The sequence below is a fragment of the Aquitalea sp. FJL05 genome, from assembly GCF_003852595.1.
GTDB lineage: Bacteria > Pseudomonadota > Gammaproteobacteria > Burkholderiales > Chromobacteriaceae > Aquitalea > Aquitalea aquatilis.
Map to the genome: position 1 here is coordinate 292930 of NZ_QAJS01000018.1, position 15321 is coordinate 308250.

Annotated in this window: 15 protein-coding genes; 5 read left to right on the plus strand and 10 right to left on the minus strand. The window is 64.5% G+C overall.

Features of this window, described 5'->3' with window-relative positions; all coding sequences use genetic code 11:
- Positions 1–12: 12 nt before the first annotated feature.
- Genes DBR44_RS17905 through DBR44_RS17915 form a run of 3 tightly spaced genes read left to right on the plus strand, consistent with a single transcriptional unit; the run spans position 13 to position 2971 of the window.
- Entirely contained in the window at positions 13–771 is a 759-nt protein-coding gene (locus tag DBR44_RS17905) for a class II aldolase/adducin family protein (RefSeq protein ID WP_124645343.1), read from the plus strand.
- On the plus strand, positions 768–1697 hold the full coding sequence (locus DBR44_RS17910) for a glyoxylate/hydroxypyruvate reductase A (protein WP_124645344.1): 930 nt from the start codon (positions 768–770) through the stop codon (positions 1695–1697). The genes DBR44_RS17905 and DBR44_RS17910 overlap by 4 nt, the downstream gene beginning before the upstream one ends.
- Before the next feature lie 44 nt (positions 1698–1741).
- Positions 1742–2971: a Zn-dependent hydrolase gene (locus DBR44_RS17915; protein ID WP_124645345.1), complete on the plus strand. Its 1230-nt coding sequence runs from the start codon at positions 1742–1744 to the stop codon at positions 2969–2971.
- 13 nt (positions 2972–2984) lie between these two features.
- Here DBR44_RS17915 and DBR44_RS17920 read toward each other — a convergent pair whose 3' ends face one another.
- The 9 genes from DBR44_RS17920 to DBR44_RS17960 all read right to left on the minus strand — a co-directional run bounded on the left by DBR44_RS17920 (position 2985) and on the right by DBR44_RS17960 (position 11576).
- Positions 2985–4196, minus strand: a complete 1212-nt coding sequence (locus DBR44_RS17920; protein ID WP_199731098.1) for a GGDEF domain-containing protein — start codon at positions 4194–4196, stop codon at positions 2985–2987.
- A 126-nt stretch (positions 4197–4322) separates the two neighbouring features.
- Positions 4323–4667, minus strand: coding sequence for a cupin domain-containing protein (locus tag DBR44_RS17925; protein ID WP_124645347.1), 345 nt, complete (start codon positions 4665–4667; stop codon positions 4323–4325).
- Positions 4668–4733: 66 nt separating this feature from the next.
- Positions 4734–6131 carry an FAD-binding oxidoreductase gene (locus DBR44_RS17930; RefSeq protein WP_124645348.1) on the minus strand — a complete coding sequence of 466 codons (1398 nt, stop codon included), beginning with the start codon at positions 6129–6131 and terminating at the stop codon, positions 4734–4736.
- A gap of 30 nt (positions 6132–6161) precedes the next feature.
- Entirely contained in the window at positions 6162–6983 is an 822-nt protein-coding gene (locus DBR44_RS17935) for a nuclear transport factor 2 family protein (RefSeq protein WP_124645349.1), read from the minus strand.
- A complete protein-coding gene (locus DBR44_RS17940) occupies positions 6980–8764 on the minus strand; it encodes an ABC transporter transmembrane domain-containing protein (protein ID WP_124645350.1) in 1785 nt (594 codons plus the stop codon). The genes DBR44_RS17935 and DBR44_RS17940 overlap by 4 nt, the downstream gene beginning before the upstream one ends.
- 219 nt (positions 8765–8983) lie before the next feature.
- Positions 8984–9172 carry a DUF2892 domain-containing protein gene (locus DBR44_RS17945; protein WP_124645351.1) on the minus strand — a complete coding sequence of 63 codons (189 nt, stop codon included), beginning with the start codon at positions 9170–9172 and terminating at the stop codon, positions 8984–8986.
- A 133-nt stretch (positions 9173–9305) separates the two neighbouring features.
- Positions 9306–9962 carry a Crp/Fnr family transcriptional regulator gene (locus tag DBR44_RS17950; RefSeq protein WP_124645352.1) on the minus strand — a complete coding sequence of 219 codons (657 nt, stop codon included), beginning with the start codon at positions 9960–9962 and terminating at the stop codon, positions 9306–9308.
- Positions 9959–10534 (minus strand): 3'-5' exonuclease, encoded by a 576-nt coding sequence (locus tag DBR44_RS17955; RefSeq protein WP_158613660.1) that lies wholly within the window; start codon positions 10532–10534, stop codon positions 9959–9961. Before DBR44_RS17955 ends, DBR44_RS17950 begins: the two co-directional genes overlap by 4 nt.
- 121 nt (positions 10535–10655) lie before the next feature.
- Positions 10656–11576 carry a LysR substrate-binding domain-containing protein gene (locus DBR44_RS17960; protein WP_124645354.1) on the minus strand — a complete coding sequence of 307 codons (921 nt, stop codon included), beginning with the start codon at positions 11574–11576 and terminating at the stop codon, positions 10656–10658.
- A gap of 177 nt (positions 11577–11753) precedes the next feature.
- On the opposite strand from DBR44_RS17960, the gene DBR44_RS17965 reads away from it, so the two are divergent.
- Both DBR44_RS17965 and fghA read left to right on the plus strand, forming a co-directional pair.
- Positions 11754–12875: an S-(hydroxymethyl)glutathione dehydrogenase/class III alcohol dehydrogenase gene (locus DBR44_RS17965; protein ID WP_342773793.1), complete on the plus strand. Its 1122-nt coding sequence runs from the start codon at positions 11754–11756 to the stop codon at positions 12873–12875.
- Between the two features lie 145 nt (positions 12876–13020).
- The gene (fghA, locus tag DBR44_RS17970) at positions 13021–13854 is read left to right on the plus strand and encodes an S-formylglutathione hydrolase (protein ID WP_370449676.1); all 834 of its coding nucleotides are present in this window, start codon (positions 13021–13023) and stop codon (positions 13852–13854) included.
- 62 nt (positions 13855–13916) lie between these two features.
- Here the strand turns inward: fghA and DBR44_RS17975 are convergent, their stop codons facing one another.
- On the minus strand, positions 13917–15284 hold the full coding sequence (locus DBR44_RS17975) for a sodium:solute symporter (protein ID WP_124645357.1): 1368 nt from the start codon (positions 15282–15284) through the stop codon (positions 13917–13919).
- Positions 15285–15321 lie beyond the last annotated feature (37 nt).

Sequence of the window (15321 nt, forward strand, 5' to 3'; positions counted from 1 at the left end):
CTGGAGAACCTCATGAATCAAGCGGCCCGATTTTCCCCTGAAGAATGGCAGGCGCGTTGCGAGCTGGCAGCGCTGTACCGGCTGATCGCCCATTTCCGCATGACGGACATGATCGACACCCATATTTCGCTGCGCATCCCCGGCCCCGAGCATCATTTCCTCATCAACCGCTACGGCGTGCTGTTCCAGCACATGCGTGCTTCCGACCTGGTACGCATCGACCAGCATGGCAATGTGGTGGGCGGTGACGGTGAGGTGCAGCGCGTCAACAAGGCAGGCTTTGTCATCCATTCTGCCGTGCACATGGCCCGGCCCGACCTGCACTGCGTGGTACACACCCATACCGCAGCCGGCATGGCGGTGTCGGCACAGGAACATGGCCTGCTGCCGATTACCCAGCATGCGCTCAAGTTTTACGGCCGGCTGAGCTACCACGAGTACGAGGGCATTGCCCTGTCGCTGGAAGAGCGCGAACGGGTGGTGGCCGACCTCGGCCCGCACAACAAGGCGCTGATCCTGCGCAACCACGGCCTGCTGGCCGGTGGCCGCTCGGTGGCCGAAGCCTTCCACGAAATCTACTTCCTGGAGCGCGCCTGTCAGGCACAGGTACAGGCCATGGCTGGCGGCGCACAGCTGCACTACCCCAGCGAGGCGGTGCGCCAGCACACCTCGGCCCAGTTCGCCCGTAGCGATGAAGAAGAAATCATCGCCCTGGGCTGGCAGGCGGCGCTGTCGCTGATTGCCGATCAACAGCAAAGCTATGCCTCATGAGCACGGTGGTGCTACTCACCGACGATGCCGAACTGATCGAAGCGCTGCGCCAGGCCTTTGCCCAGGTGGCACCCGCACTGTGCGTGCTGCAAGCGCACGAGGCGGGTGCCAGCGAAGCGGAAGTTGCCGCCTGCTGGTTTCCGCCAGCAGGCAGCTTGCAGGCATTGCCCCGGCTGCGGCTGATCCATTCGGTCTCCGCCGGCATCGAGCACCTGGACACAGCCGGCGGCTTGCCGGCCGTGCCGGTGTGCCGGGTGGTGGACCCGGAACAGCGCCAGGGCATGGTGGAGTTCATGCGCTGGGCAGTCATCCACTATCAGCGTCATTTCGACCTGGTGCTGGCCAACCAGCGCCAGGCGCGCTGGCAGCGGCCGCCGCAATGCCCCGCTAGCGCATACCGGGTGGGCGTGCTGGGACTGGGCTCGATGGGCAGCGCCGTGGCACAGGATCTGGCCGGGGCCGGCTATGCGGTACGCGGCTGGTCGCGCAGCCCCAAGACGCTGGCCGGGGTGGGCTGTTACCACGGCGACAGCGGCTTGCAGGACTGCCTGGCCGGGCTGGATCTGCTGATCAATCTGCTGCCGCTGACCACCGCCACCGCAGGACTGCTGGATAGCCAGCTGTTTGCCGCACTGGCCCCCGGCGCAGTGCTGGTGAATGGCGGCCGTGGCCAGCATGTGGCGGCTGCGGATCTGGCAGCAGCCCTCGGCAGTGGCCAGTTGCGCGCGGCCTTGCTCGACGTGTTCGAACAGGAACCGCTGCCAGCCGCTCACCCGTGGTGGCGCACGCCGGGCGTCACCGTCACGCCGCACATGGCTTCGGCCGCCTCGGCGCGCTGCATTGCCAGCCAGATCGCAGAAAACACCCGGCGGCTGGCCGCAGGCGCAGCCCTGCTGCATCGCGCCGATCCGGCGCTGGGCTACTGAAGCCCCGCCGCGTAAACAAACACAAACAATTGAGGAGAACGACAATGCTGACCGTGAATGGTCCACGCTTATGGAATAGCCTGATGGACATGGCCAAAGTCGGCCCCACCACAGCAGGCGGCAATTGCCGGCTGGCCCTGTCGGCGGAAGACTTCGCCGGCCGCGCCCTGTTTGCCGACTGGTGCCACCAGGCCGGCATGAGCCTGGACACCGATGCCATCGGCAACCTGTTTGCCCGCCGCCCCGGCCGCGACCCGCAAGCCATGCCGGTGGTGATGGGCAGCCATCTGGATACCCAGCCGGCCGGCGGCCGCTTTGACGGCATCTATGGTGTGCTGGCCGGGCTGGAAGTGGTACGCAGCCTGAACGATGCCGGCATCACCACCGACAAGCCGCTGGAAATTGCGGTATGGACCAATGAAGAAGGCGCGCGCTTCACTCCGGCCATGCTGGGTTCGGCGGCGTTTTGCGGTGTATTGCCGCTGGACGAGGCCCTGGCCGCAGAAGACGCACAGGGCATCAGCGTGGCCACCGCGCTGGCCGGCCATGCCGGCAACCTGCCGCTGGGCCGGGCGTTTGATGCCTATTTCGAAGCCCATATCGAACAGGGGCCGATCCTGGAACAGGCCGGCCTGCCCATCGGGGTGGTGACGGGCGGCCAGGCCATCTGCTGGCTGGATGTGCTGGTCACCGGCAGCCCGGCCCACGCCGGCACCACGCCCATGGCCCTGCGCCGCGATGCCCTGTTTGCAGCCAGCACCATGATCAGCCGGCTGGAACAGCTGGCCGGTGAATTCAGCCCGCACGGGCTGGTGACCGTGGGGCAGCTGGCCATTCCCGGCTCCTCGCGCAATACCATTCCCGGCCAGGTCCACTTCACCATCGACCTGCGCCACCATCAGGACGCGCAGATCGCGGCCATGGAGCAACGCGCCCGCGCCGTACTGCAGGAACTGGCAGCGGCGCGCGGCCTGACGGTCGACATCCAGCAGCACTGGTTCAGCGCCGCCACGCCGTTCGACCGCGACTGCATCGCTGCCGTGCAGCAGGCGGTAACGGCCTTGGGCTATCCGCATCAGGAGATTGTCAGCGGTGCCGGCCACGACGCCATCCATCTGGCACGGCACTGTCCTACCACCATGATCTTCATCCCCTGCGTGGGCGGCATCAGCCACAACGAGGCGGAAGACGCGCTGCCACACGACGTCCGCATGGGGGCCGATGTGCTGTTGGGTGCGGTGCTGCAAAGGGCCGGAGGACAGCCGCAAGACTGACGCCAGGCGGCGCTCAGTCGCTGCCCACCGCCATGGCATCCGTCGCCAGCTGCAGCTGGTTGCGCCCCTGCTGCTTGGCGCGATACAGCATGCGGTCGCAGCAGGCCAGCAGGTCGGTGGCGTGGCGCAAGCCCGGCAGACTGGACAAGGCCGCACCCACGCTGATGGTGAGATGCGGCAGCCCGTCCGGGCGGTGGCGGTGTTCTACCTGCAAGGCCGCCACCTGCTGCAGCAGGCGCTGGGCGATGTGCTGCAGCTCGTCCTGATGGCCGCTTTGCAGCAGGATGGCAAACTCTTCGCCGCCATAGCGGAACGCTCTGGCCTGCCCGCTGCGCAGGCTGCCCACCATGGCGCTGGCGACCTCGGCCAGCACATGGTCGCCTGCCAGATGGCCATAGTGGTCGTTATAGGGTTTGAAAAAATCGATATCCACCAGCAGCAGGGCAAAGGGCCGGCCATGCTGGCCCATCTGCAGCCAGAGCTGCTCCAGCTGCAGATCAAAGGCGCGGCGGTTGCCCACCTGGGTGAGCGCATCGGTGGAGGCCAGCATTTGCAGCCGCCGGTTCAGCGAGGACAGTTCGTTCTTGCACCTTGCTTCTTCCCGTGAGGCATAAAAAGCCAGCCGCACGCTGCTGGTGGTATTCCAGCTCATGAACAGGCAGAACAGCAGCACCGGCAGGTAGACCAGCGAGAACACCAGCAGCGGCTTGCTGTCCTGCGGGTTCATCAGCGCCACATTGCCCATGATCACCAGTGAAATGGCCAGCGAGCTGGCCAGCGCACCCTTGAACGACACCCGCACGCCCAGATTGGCGAACACGATGAAAATCAGCGAGGCATAGAGAAAAGTGGGCACATCCGGCGAGTGGCTGCGCTTGAGCAGCTCGAACCAGGCCACGGTGGCAATCAGGTCGTGCAGCGGCATCAGCTGGTCCATCAGCAGGACGTTGCGGCTGCGGCCAAACACCAGCCAGATATCCAGCAAGGCCACCAGCAACAGGGCAGCGCGCAGCAGCAGTGATGCTTGCGCCATGTCAGGAATCAGCAGGGAATCGGCCAGCACATAAGAGAAAAATGCCAGCGCGGCGATGATATTGGTCAGCAGCAGGAAACCGCGATGATGCTGCCAGATATAGCCTTCAAATTCCGGCCACAGTGCTTTGGGGATGGTGACCCGCCAGCGGCCTGGCAAGGCGAGCGGCTGGTCTGATGCAGTATTGAACACGGGATTCTGCTTCGGCATGCAGCAGCCATGAGGGGAGAGCGGCCAGTTTAGGCCAAGCCCCGCTACCCCGTCCACCGCGACATGCCGTCGTCCTTATCGCCGCTACCGCGGCTTCTGCGCTTGTTCTCAGTCCGGCCACAGCACATAGGATTTGCGCACGGTTTCCGTCACCTCCCACACCCCCGCGCTATTGGCGGGAAAAAACAGTGCATCGCCGGCGCGAATGTCGATGGCCTCCCCATCATCGGGGATAAAGCGGCAACGCCCCTGGATAAAGTGGCAAAACTCCGCCTGCATGATCTGGCGCCGCCAGCGGCCGGGGCTGCATTCCCACACGCCGGTTTCCACGCCGTCCGGGCGCTCGACGGCATGCACGCGGGTGGCCGCGTGCGGCAAGCTCAGCGGCATGGCCACCGGGCTGGCTGCGGATAGCGGAAGCGCGCCGCATTGCGGCAGCAGGGTAATCGACATGATGCTTCTCCTGTTAGCTGGCACTCACTGTAAATGGTCTGGCCTTGTGGCAAGGGGCGGTGCTGGCTAGCGCATCAGGCTTTCCATCCGGTCGGCCAGCCGCTGCACCAGCCGACGCTGCCATGGCGGGCTGGCGGGGTTGTTCAGCGTCTGGTCTTCCCAGACAAAGCTCTTGATGATGGCGTTGTAGCCCAGCCAACGTAGTGGCTCCGGCTCCCAGCGGCCCAGGCTGGCCACGGTTTTTACCCAGGGCTGGCGGGTCAGCAGTGTGTCCTTGCCCAGCATCAGCTCGGCCAGGGTACGGCCAGCCAGATTGCTGGCACCCACGCCCTCACCGCCATAGCCACCGGCCCAGGCCAGACCGTGGCCGGCATCGCACACCATATGGGGCTGAAAACGCCGTGCCGCACCCAGATTGCCGCCCCAGCCATGGGTAATGCGCGCCCCGGCCAGCATGGGAAACAGCTCCACCATCAATTGGCGGCGCAGATTGATTTCGTCCGGGCTGAGATTGAAGTTCTGCCGCAGCCGGCCACCAAAGCGATAGCCGCCACGGGCACCAAACACCAGCCGATTGTCGCGGCTGCGCTGGCCATAGCTGACCTGCCGGCTGTTTTCGCTGAAGGCCTGGCCGTGTTCCAGTCCGATTTCCTGCCACAGCGCCTCGGACAAGGGTTCGGTGGCGATGATCAGGCTTTGCACCGGCAACTGATAACGGCCAAACGGCGGCAGGGTGCTGGCATAGCCTTCTACCGCCGGCACCACCCAGCGCGCCCGCACCCGGCCGTGGGCGGTGCGCAGCTCGCCGGCACGCAGCGTGTCGACACGGCTTTGTTCGTGGATGGCCACCCCCATGCCTTCGACACAGGCGGCGAGGCCACGTACCAGCCGCGCCGGCTGAATGGTGGCCACATGGGGCGAAAACACCGCGCCATACGGCGTGGCCAGACGCAGCTGCTGGTTCAATTCGGCCACCTCCAGCCAGCGATAGTCTTCCTCGCCGTGGCCATGGGCGCGCCAGTCGACCAGTTGCTGGCGCAGCCGGCTTTCCTGCTCGGGATAGCGGGCGGCACAGTACAGCACCCCGCCCTTGCGATAGTGGCAGTCAATGCCTTCGCGGGCGATGACCCGGCCCACTTCGTCGGGAATGTCATGCAGCAGTGCGCGGCTATGGCTGCGGGCGAGCGGGTCCAGCCCGGCCAGCAGCCGGTCTTCGCCCAGCACCTCGCCAATCACCCAGCCACCATTGCGGCCGGATGCGCCAAAGCCGGCGATCTCGGCTTCCAGCACCACGATGTTCAGATCCGGGGCCTGCTGTTTCAGGTAATAAGCCGTCCACAGCCCGGTAAAGCCGGCACCGACAATGGCGACATCGGCTTCGATATCGCCGTGCAGCGCCGGGCGCGGCTGCAGGCTGTCGCCCAGCTGTTCCATCCACAGGCTGATATTGTGTGTTGCGCCCATCGGCAGGCCTCCATGCAAGAAGCCTGCAGCTTAGTCCTTGTCCGGCTGGCTGGTCGTCTGTGCGGACCCGCACGGAAAACGCCGCAGCCAGGTGGCGGGGGTCAGGCCGGTATGGTCGCGAAAACAGCGGTAGAACACCGATAGCGAATTGAAGCCGGCGGCAAAGGCCAGCTGGTCGATGCGCGCCATGCTGTCGGCGGCGGGCAGGCTGGCCAGCAGATGCTGCAGCCTGGCCTGATTGACGTAGCGGTAAAAGCTTTGCCCCAGTACCTGGTTGAGCAGATAGGACAGCTGGTTGCGGCTGTAGCCGGTGGCGCTGGCCACGGCCGCCAGATTGCAGTCGGCCTGCAAATAAGGCTGCTGCAGACGGAAATAGCTGTGCAGGTCTTCCGCCATGCGCCCCAGCTGGCGTGCCGACAGGCCCAGCCTTTGCAGCGGACTGCGCTGGCTGGTCGCGCCGCTGCCAGCCTTGCTGCCGTGTTGCAGGGTGGCATATTCGCGCACGCGCCAGATCAGCCCGTCGCGCACGCTAATGGCTTCGCTGCTCTGAAAGGAAGCCAGCCCGCCACTACCGCGCAACACCAGCTGGTACTGGATGAAGGCGGTATCGCCATCCACGCGGATGCGGTCGCAGTGCTCCAGCCGCTCGGCCTCGCCCTGTGGCAGGGACGCCTGCACGTAGTCACGCAGCTCGGCCAGCCGGAACACCCGGTTCTGCAGGAAGTCGTGATAACTCACCTGCGGGTGGTACAGCGCCAGAATGTCCTCCAGCCGGCGCTGCTTCCACGCCTGGTGGTAGCGCTCCACCACGGCCCGGGTCAGCCCGGCGTCGCCCTCGGCCGCCTCGCTCATGCCGGCAAGGCTCCCGCCTCGGGGCCGAACTGCAAGGCCGCCAGCCGCGCATACAGCGGCGAGCTGTGCAGCAGCTCATCATGCCGGCCCTGCGCCACGATACGTCCCCCTTCCAGCACCACGATGCGGTCGGCCTCTTTCACCGTGGCCAGGCGGTGGGCAATCACCAGCGTGGTGCGATTGTGCGCGGCACGTTCCAGCGCCTGCTGTACCAGCTGTTCGGATTCGGCATCCAGCGCACTGGTGGCTTCGTCCAGCAGCAGGATGGGCGGGTTTTTCAGGATGGCGCGGGCAATGGCGATGCGCTGGCGCTGGCCGCCGGACAGACGCACGCCGCGCTCGCCCAGATAGGTGGCATAGCCTTGCGGCAGCGCCTGGATGAAATCGTGGGCGGCGGCGGCACGGGCGGCAGCGAACACTTCTTCATCGCTGGCACCGGGCCGGCCGTAGCGGATGTTTTCCAGCGCACTGCTGCCAAAGATCACCGAATCCTGCAGCACCACGCCGATATGCTGGCGCAAATCGGCCAGGGCCAGTTGGCGGATGTCCACGCCGCCCAGGCTGATTGCACCCTGTTGCGGGTCGTAGAAACGCAGCAAGAGCTGGAACAGCGTGGACTTGCCGGCACCGGAGGGGCCCACCAGCGCCACATGCTCGCCGGGAGCCAGTTCCAGATCAATCTGGCTGAGCGAAGGCTGCTCCGGCCGCGAAGGATAGGCAAAGCTCACCTGCTGCAAACGCAGCCGACCAGCCATGGGCAAGGCATGCGGCTGGGCCGCTTCGGTCACCGGCGAGGTCAGCTGCAGCAGTTCCATCAGCCGTTCGGTGGCGCCAGCGGCGCGCTGCACATCGCCCCACACCTCGGCCACCGCGCCGATGGCACCGGCCGTCACCACCGCATACAGGATGAACTGCGCCAGCAGGCCGCCGCTCATCTGTCCGGCCAATACCTGCTGCGCACCCAGCCACAGCACGAACACGATGGCACCGAAGATCAGCATGATCACCGCCACCGTCAGCAAGGAGCGGGCGCGGATACGCGCCAGCGCCGTGGCAAAGCTCAGTTCCACCGAGCCGACAAAGCGGCCGGCTTCCTGTGCCTGCTGGTTGAAGGCCTGCACGGTGGGGATGGCATTGAGCACCTCACCGGCCATGGCGCTGGAATCGGCAATGCGGTCCTGGCTGGATTTGGACAGCGCCCGTACCCGACGGCCAAACAGCACGATGGGCAGCACCACCAGCAATAGCGTCACCAGGATGTAGCCGGTGAGGCTGGGGCTGGTCATGCCCAGCATCACCAGCCCGCCCAGCATCAGCAAGACATTGCGCAGGCCCATCGACAGGCTGGTGCCGATCACCGTCTGCACCAGCGTGGTGTCGGTGGTGAGGCGCGACAGCACCTCGCCGGTCTGGGTGGTTTCGAAATACTGCGGACTCATGCTGATGACGTGACGATAGACGGCGCTGCGCACATCGGCAGTTACCCGTTCACCCAGCCAGGACACCAGGTAAAAGCGCCCGGCGGTGGCCAGCGCCAGTACCACGGCCACGCCGAACAGCATGAGGAAATACTGGTTGATATGGCCGGCATTACGGCTGGAAAAGCCCTGATCGATCAGCACCCGGAAGGCCATCGGCAATACCAGGGTGGAGACCGCGGCCACGGTAAGCGCCAGCAAGGCCAGCAGGGCGCGGCGGCGATAGGGGCGGACAAAGGGCAGCAGCCCCAGCAAGGGGCTGATGCGTTGCAACAGGGGGCGGGCAGGTGGTGTGGCAGACATGGGCAGACCCGATGAAAACAAGGCTGTCAGGCTACACCATGCCACCGGCTACGGCCATTCGGGCGGTATCAGCCGATTGGCGGTCCTGGAGCCATCCACGATCTAGCGAACGAAGGGTCAGACAAGGCGAAAGGGCGTGAAAAAGCGGAATGGACATGGAGTCCATGAGCATTTTGAACGACATTTCAACGCAGGATCACCCGAGTATCGCAGATCGTGTTATTTGAGCTTGCAGGTCTTGATGCCGAAGGGCAGATAGGCCGGACACCAGCCAATCAGCCCGGTGGCCAGCGGCACGATGCCAATCCAGCCCCACACCGGCAACAGGCCGGCCACGGTGGCGATGATCAGGGCGATGCCGATGACAATGCGCAGGGTGCGGTCGATACCGCCTACATTCGGGGACATGTGCTTCTCCTCAGGTTGGGGCCATGCAGATGGCGATGAGGAGAGACTAGGCCTTGCGGCAAGCCGCTTCAGTGACTAGATCACACAGCGGCACCAGCTGGGACAAAACGGCCGCAAAAACCACAGTGGGCGCTTATTTGCCGGCCAGTTGCTGCAGGGCGCTGCTATCCAGCAATTGCAGCTGGCCACGGCCCAGCTGAATCCAGCCACGGCGTTCGAAGTCCTTGAGCTGGCGGCTGATCACTTCGCGGGCGCTGCCCAGTTCGGCGGCCAGTTCCTGATGAGTCAGGCTCAGCACCAACTGCCCACGCGCACGCTGCAGCAGGCAGGCGGCCAGTCGCTGGTCGATGCGGCCAAAACTCACCTCTTCAATCAACAACAGCAGGTCGGCAATGCGGCTGCCATAGGCGCGGAACACGAAATCGCGAAAGGCAGCCGAGCTGGCCAGCAACTGGCGAAAGGCCGGAATCGGCAGCGCCTGCGCCTGGATGGCGGTTTCCGCCACGCCTTCGGCATCATAATCCTTGCCGCTCATCAGACAGGCGGTGGTGACAATGCAGGTTTCACCCGCTTCCACCCGGTACAGGGTGATTTCGCGGCCGTTTTCGCCCAGCTTCTGGACCCGGATCTGCCCCTGCTGCACAAACAGATAGGCCTGGCAGGGGCTGCCCTCGCGGAACAGCACCGTGCCTTCTGGCGCGCTCAGCGCATGGCTCTGTAGCTGCAACAGCTGGCGGCTGGCGTCATCCAGCCCGTCCAGCGCGGTAAAGGCACGGGTCCAGTCGCTCATGCTGCAGCATCCGGCAGCAGGCCGCGCTGCTGCAGTTCCTGATACACCCGCAGTGCCACCCAGGCGTCGTTGCCGGCATAGGCTTGCTGCGCCGGGCTCAAGGGCAGGCGCGACCAGTTGGTGGTGGACAGTTTTTTCGATTTGCGGAAGTACTGGCCAAACAGCCGCGCCACCGCCTGCACCGCCCCCACGGTAATGCGGGCGTCCTCGGAGGGCAGCAAGTTGCCCAGATCGATCAGTCCACCACACTCCACCCCCAGCCGGCTTTTCAGCAGGGCGCGGTCGGACACCAGATCGAAACCCACCAGCGGGCGTGCCGGATCGGCCAGCAATGTCTTGATCTCGTCCGGCAACACGCCCTTGACCACCGGCACCAGCCAGGCGCGCTGACTGTCAGCCAGCTGGATCAGGTGCGGGCCGTCCGACTCCTCGCCCTTGCGGAAGGTCGGTTTGGATTCGGTATCAAAACCCAGCAAGGGCGCCGCCAGCAAATCCGGCAGGGCAGCCGCCAAGGCTTCCGGGTTGTCCAGCATGCATACCTGATCCGGCGTCAGCGCCGGAAACAGGGGCATGGTTTTGATTTCTTCGCGGGGGATTTGCCGGGTCAGCATCATCAGGGCCTTGCATGCAGAGCGCCGCCCGGCAACAGGCCGGCGGCAATGCCGGCATGATACGGCAAAGCGGCCCGGGGTTTCAGCGCGATGGCGATATTTGTCCGCCAGCCACCGGTGGCAAGGGATTAACAGCAGGCAGGCACTCGGCCAGGTAATCCACCAGCATGCGCACCTTGGGCGAGAGCTGGCGGTTGTGCGGATACAGCGCCCAGATCCCCTCGTCCGGCTCGCGATAGGCGGTGAGCAGCTCCACCAGTGCGCCACTGTGCAAATGGCGCGCCACATAGTAGTCCGGCAATTGCACGATACCCACACCCTGCAGGGCGGCATGGGTGAGGGCGTGGCCGCTATTGCAACGCAGGCTGCCCTTCACCCGCAGCAGGCGGCGCTTGTTGCCTTCTTGCAAATGCCAGAAGTCATTGCTGCCCAGCAGGCAGTTGTGGCCATCCAGCTCGGACAAGCTGTTGGGCAGGCCATGGCGCTGCAGATAGGCCGGCGCAGCGCACACATGCTGACGGCGGCTGGCCAGCCGGCGTGCCATCAGGCTGGATTCGGCCAGATGCCCCAGCCGGATGGCCAGATCGTAGCCTTCGGCCACCAGGTCCAGCACCTGATTGGTGAGATTGAGCTGGATGTCCAGCGCCGGGTAGCGTTGCAGAAAGCCGGTGATCAAGGGCGCGATATGGCTCTCGCCATAGGCTACCGGGGCGGTGAGCTTGAGCCGCCCCTGTGGCACGGCCTGGTGCAAGGACAAGGCGCGTTCGGCCTCGTCCAGCCCGTCCAGCAACTGCCGGCAATGTTGCAGATACAGGCGGCCGCTTTCGGTCAGGGTCAGCTGGCGGGTGGTGCGGTATAGCAGCTGCACGTGCAGCCGCTGTTCCAGCCGGGTCACCTCGCGGCTGACCTGCGCCACCGACAGGTCCAGCGCCCGTGCGGCGCGGGTAAAACTGCCCAGTTCGGCCACGCTGACGAATTCGCTCACCCCTTGCCATGTCGCCATTATTACTCCACGGAAAAAATCATTTACCAATTGACCAGATTATCTCGCAAACAGACACCAATACAATGGCGGTTTGCTGCTGCATGCCAGCCCCGAGACACCGGACCGGCCGACAGCCGTCCCTTGCCGGGCGGGATGCCGCTGGCCACCCATCAGGAGAATCCCATGAGTCAAGACATCATCAAGTGCAAGGCCGCCGTAGCCTGGGCCGCCGGCCAGCCGCTGTCCATCGAGGAAGTGGAAGTCGCCCCGCCCAAGGCGGGCGAGGTGCGGGTGAAGCTGGTGGCCACCGGCGTGTGCCATACCGATGCCTACACCCTGTCCGGAGCCGACCCGGAAGGCATCTTCCCCTGCATCCTGGGGCATGAGGGCGGCGGCATTGTCGAGTCGGTGGGCGCAGGCGTCACCAGCGTGGCGGTGGGCGACCATGTGATTCCGCTGTACACGCCGGAATGTGGCGAGTGCAAGTTCTGCAAGTCCGGCAAGACCAATCTGTGCCAGAAAATCCGCGCCACCCAGGGCAAGGGTCTGATGCCGGACGGCACCACCCGCTTCTCCAAGGACGGCCAGCCCATCTATCACTACATGGGCACCTCCACTTTTGCCGAATACACCGTGCTGCCGGAAATCTCGCTGGCCAAGGTGAACAAGGCGGCGCCGCTGGAAGAAGTGTGCCTGCTGGGTTGTGGCGTGACCACCGGCATGGGTGCGGTGGTGAACACCGCCAAGGTGAAGGCCGGCGATACCGTGGCCATCTTCGGCCTGGGCGGCATCGGCCTGTCGGCCATCATCGGTGCGCGCATGGCCGGGGCCAGCCGCATCATCGGCATCGACATCAACGACAGCAAGTTTGAGCTGGCGAAAAAACTGGGGGCGACCGACTGCATCAACCCCACGCTGTTCGACAAGCCGATCCAGGATGTCATCGTGGAAATGACCGATGGCGGCGTGGACTTCTCCTTTGAATGCATCGGCAACGTTAATGTGATGCGCTCCGCGCTGGAGTGCTGCCACAAGGGCTGGGGCGAGTCGGTGATCATCGGCGTGGCCGGTGCTGGCCAGGAAATCTCCACCCGTCCCTTCCAGCTGGTGACCGGCCGGGTATGGCGCGGCTCCGCCTTTGGCGGCGTGCGTGGCCGCTCGGAACTGCCGACCTATGTCGAGCGTTACCTGAAGGGCGAATTCCGCCTGGACGACTTCATCACCCACACCATGCCGCTGGAAGAAGTGAACACCGCCTTCGAGCTGATGCATGAGGGCAAGAGTATTCGTTCCGTCATCCACTACAGCAAGGACTAAGAGCCTGTTCCTAGTCCGCTGACAGATGGCCTGCACCGTCGCGCCTTGCTGCGCTGACGCCAGGCTGCTTGTTGGCCGCCCCAAGCACCACCGGGCCGGGCTGCACCTGTGGCAGGCCCGGCTTATTCGGGAGACGGAAATGAATCTGGAAAACATCAGCAGCACCATGTGCTTTGGTGGCTGGCACAAGCAATACCTGCACGACTCCGCCGTGCTGGGCTGCCGCATGCGCTTTGCCATCTATCTGCCGCCGCAGGCGGCACGGGGTGACAAGGTGCCGGTGCTGTACTGGCTGTCCGGCCTGACCTGCACCGACGAAAACTTCATGCAGAAAGCCGGCGCGCAGCGTATTGCCGCCGAGCTGGGCATGGCCATCGTGGCTCCGGACACCAGCCCGCGCGGCGAAGGCGTGGCCGATGACCCGGCCTACGATCTGGGTCAGGGCGCAGGCTTTTACCTCAACGCCACCCAGGCACCGTGGAATCGTCACTACCAGATGTACGACTATGTCAGCCGCGAGCTGCCGGCCTTGATCGAGGCGCACTTTCCGGTAAGCCAGCGGCGAGCCATTGCCGGCCACTCCATGGGTGGCCACGGCGCGCTGATCTGCGCACTCAAGCGGCCGCAGGACTATGCATCGGTATCGGCCTTCAGCCCGATTGCCAATCCGGTAAATGTACCGTGGGGACAGAAAGCCTTTGCCGCCTATCTGGGCGAGGAGCGCAGCCAGTGGCTAGCGTGGGATGCCTGCCATGTGCTGGAGCAGGCGGCACACATCCCGCCGCTGCGAGTGGATATTGGTCTGGCTGACAACTTTCTGGCCGAACAGCTCAAGCCGGAAGCGCTGGAAAATGCTGCCCGTGCCGGTGGCCATGCGCTACAGCTGCATCGCCATCCCGGTTATGACCACAGCTATTACTTCATTGCCAGCTTTATCGAAGAGCAGCTGCGCTTTCACGCCGAACATCTGGCCGGCTAAACCAGCGGAAGATGCAAAAACAGCCGGGATACCCGGCTGTTTCGCTTGCTGCCATCAATCGGTCAGATACCGGCGGCTTGGCGTTGCTCCTTGCGGGTCACCAGGCTGACCAGCACAAAGCTGAGCACGCTCACGGCCAGGCTCAGATAGATGGGCACATTGGAGTCCAGCCCATAGCTGATCATGGCCAGAATAGCCGTGCCACAGCCCAGCACCATGCTACTGATGGCCCCCGGCGTGGTGGCACGCGACCAGAAGATGGCCCCCATCAAAGGCACCAGCATGCCGGCTACCAGCAGGTTGTAAGCCAGGGTCAGCGCGCTGATCACATCGCTCACCAACATGGCCAGCACCAGCACCAGCAGGCCAACCAGCAGGGTGACAATGCGGTTGGTCCACAGGCTGCAGCCATCACGGCCGCTGAGGTCCTCGGTCAGCGTGGTGGACGCCGCCAGCAAGGCGGCACTGGCGGTAGACATCATCGCCGCCAGCGCAGCGGCAATCACCAGCCCGCGCACCCCGTCCGGCAAACCTTCCTTCACCATGGCGGCAAAGGCATTGGCCGGCACCGCCAGATCAGGCAGCAAGACCTTGGTAGCCATGCCGATGGCGGCACAGACCAAGCCATACACAATGCAATACACCCCGGCAATGCTGCCGGCGTAGCGCGCCACGCCTTCGCTGCGGGCGGTGAATACCCGCTGCCAGATATCCTGGCCGATCAGGATGCCGAAGAAGTAGATGACAAAGTAGGTGAGGATGGTTTCACCACCGATGGCGGTAAAGCTGAAGTAGGACGCCGGCAGCTTGGCCGCCAGTTGCTCCCAGCCGCCCACGCGGTAAAGGCAGATGGGCAGCAGGATGAACATCAGGCCGATGGTCTTGATCAGGAACTGCACGATGTCGGTCAGCGTCAGTGACCACATGCCGCCCACGGCGGAATACAGCACCACCACCCCACCGCCGATCACCACCGCCATCCAGAACGGCAGCTCGAACAAGACCTGCATCACCGTAGCAATCGCCAGCACCGAGGTCACGCTGATCATCACCGCGTACATCAGCATTACCAGCGCGCTGGTGCGGCGGGCCACGGTGTTGTAGCGCCGCTCCAGCACCTGGGTGACGGTAAACACCTTCAGCTTGAGCAGCGGCTTGGCCATGAACAGGTTGAGCACCAGAATGCCGCAGCCCAGGGCGGCACAGAGCCAGAAGCCGGAAATGCCGTACACATAGCCCAGCTTTACTGTCCCCACAGTAGAAGCCCCACCCAGTACGGTAGCCGCCATGGTGCCCATGTAAAAACCCGGCCCCAGGTTGCGGCCTGCCACCAGAAATTCCTCCCGGCTGGTGGCGCGGCGCATGCCCAGCCAGCCCAGCAACAGCATGCCGGCGATATAAATGAACACGACGAAGATATCGAGTCCCATGGTTATTCTCCTTCAATCTGCCTTGTTGGCAATTAAT

What these genes read in the sequence shown, in the direction of transcription:
- DBR44_RS17905 (WP_124645343.1), top strand. Translation starts at nt 13, where the DNA reads ATGAATCAAGCGGCCCGATTTTCCCCTGAAGAATGGCAGGCGCGTTGC.
- DBR44_RS17910 (WP_124645344.1), top strand. Translation starts at nt 768, where the DNA reads ATGAGCACGGTGGTGCTACTCACCGACGATGCCGAACTGATCGAAGCG.
- DBR44_RS17915 (WP_124645345.1), top strand. Translation starts at nt 1,742, where the DNA reads ATGCTGACCGTGAATGGTCCACGCTTATGGAATAGCCTGATGGACATG.
- DBR44_RS17925 (WP_124645347.1), bottom strand. Translation starts at nt 4,667, where the DNA reads ATGTCGATTACCCTGCTGCCGCAATGCGGCGCGCTTCCGCTATCCGCA.
- DBR44_RS17930 (WP_124645348.1), bottom strand. Translation starts at nt 6,131, where the DNA reads ATGGGCGCAACACACAATATCAGCCTGTGGATGGAACAGCTGGGCGAC.
- DBR44_RS17935 (WP_124645349.1), bottom strand. Translation starts at nt 6,983, where the DNA reads ATGAGCGAGGCGGCCGAGGGCGACGCCGGGCTGACCCGGGCCGTGGTG.
- DBR44_RS17940 (WP_124645350.1), bottom strand. Translation starts at nt 8,764, where the DNA reads ATGTCTGCCACACCACCTGCCCGCCCCCTGTTGCAACGCATCAGCCCC.
- DBR44_RS17945 (WP_124645351.1), bottom strand. Translation starts at nt 9,172, where the DNA reads ATGTCCCCGAATGTAGGCGGTATCGACCGCACCCTGCGCATTGTCATC.
- DBR44_RS17950 (WP_124645352.1), bottom strand. Translation starts at nt 9,962, where the DNA reads ATGAGCGACTGGACCCGTGCCTTTACCGCGCTGGACGGGCTGGATGAC.
- DBR44_RS17955 (WP_158613660.1), bottom strand. Translation starts at nt 10,534, where the DNA reads ATGCCCCTGTTTCCGGCGCTGACGCCGGATCAGGTATGCATGCTGGAC.
- DBR44_RS17960 (WP_124645354.1), bottom strand. Translation starts at nt 11,576, where the DNA reads ATGGCGACATGGCAAGGGGTGAGCGAATTCGTCAGCGTGGCCGAACTG.
- DBR44_RS17975 (WP_124645357.1), bottom strand. Translation starts at nt 15,284, where the DNA reads ATGGGACTCGATATCTTCGTCGTGTTCATTTATATCGCCGGCATGCTG.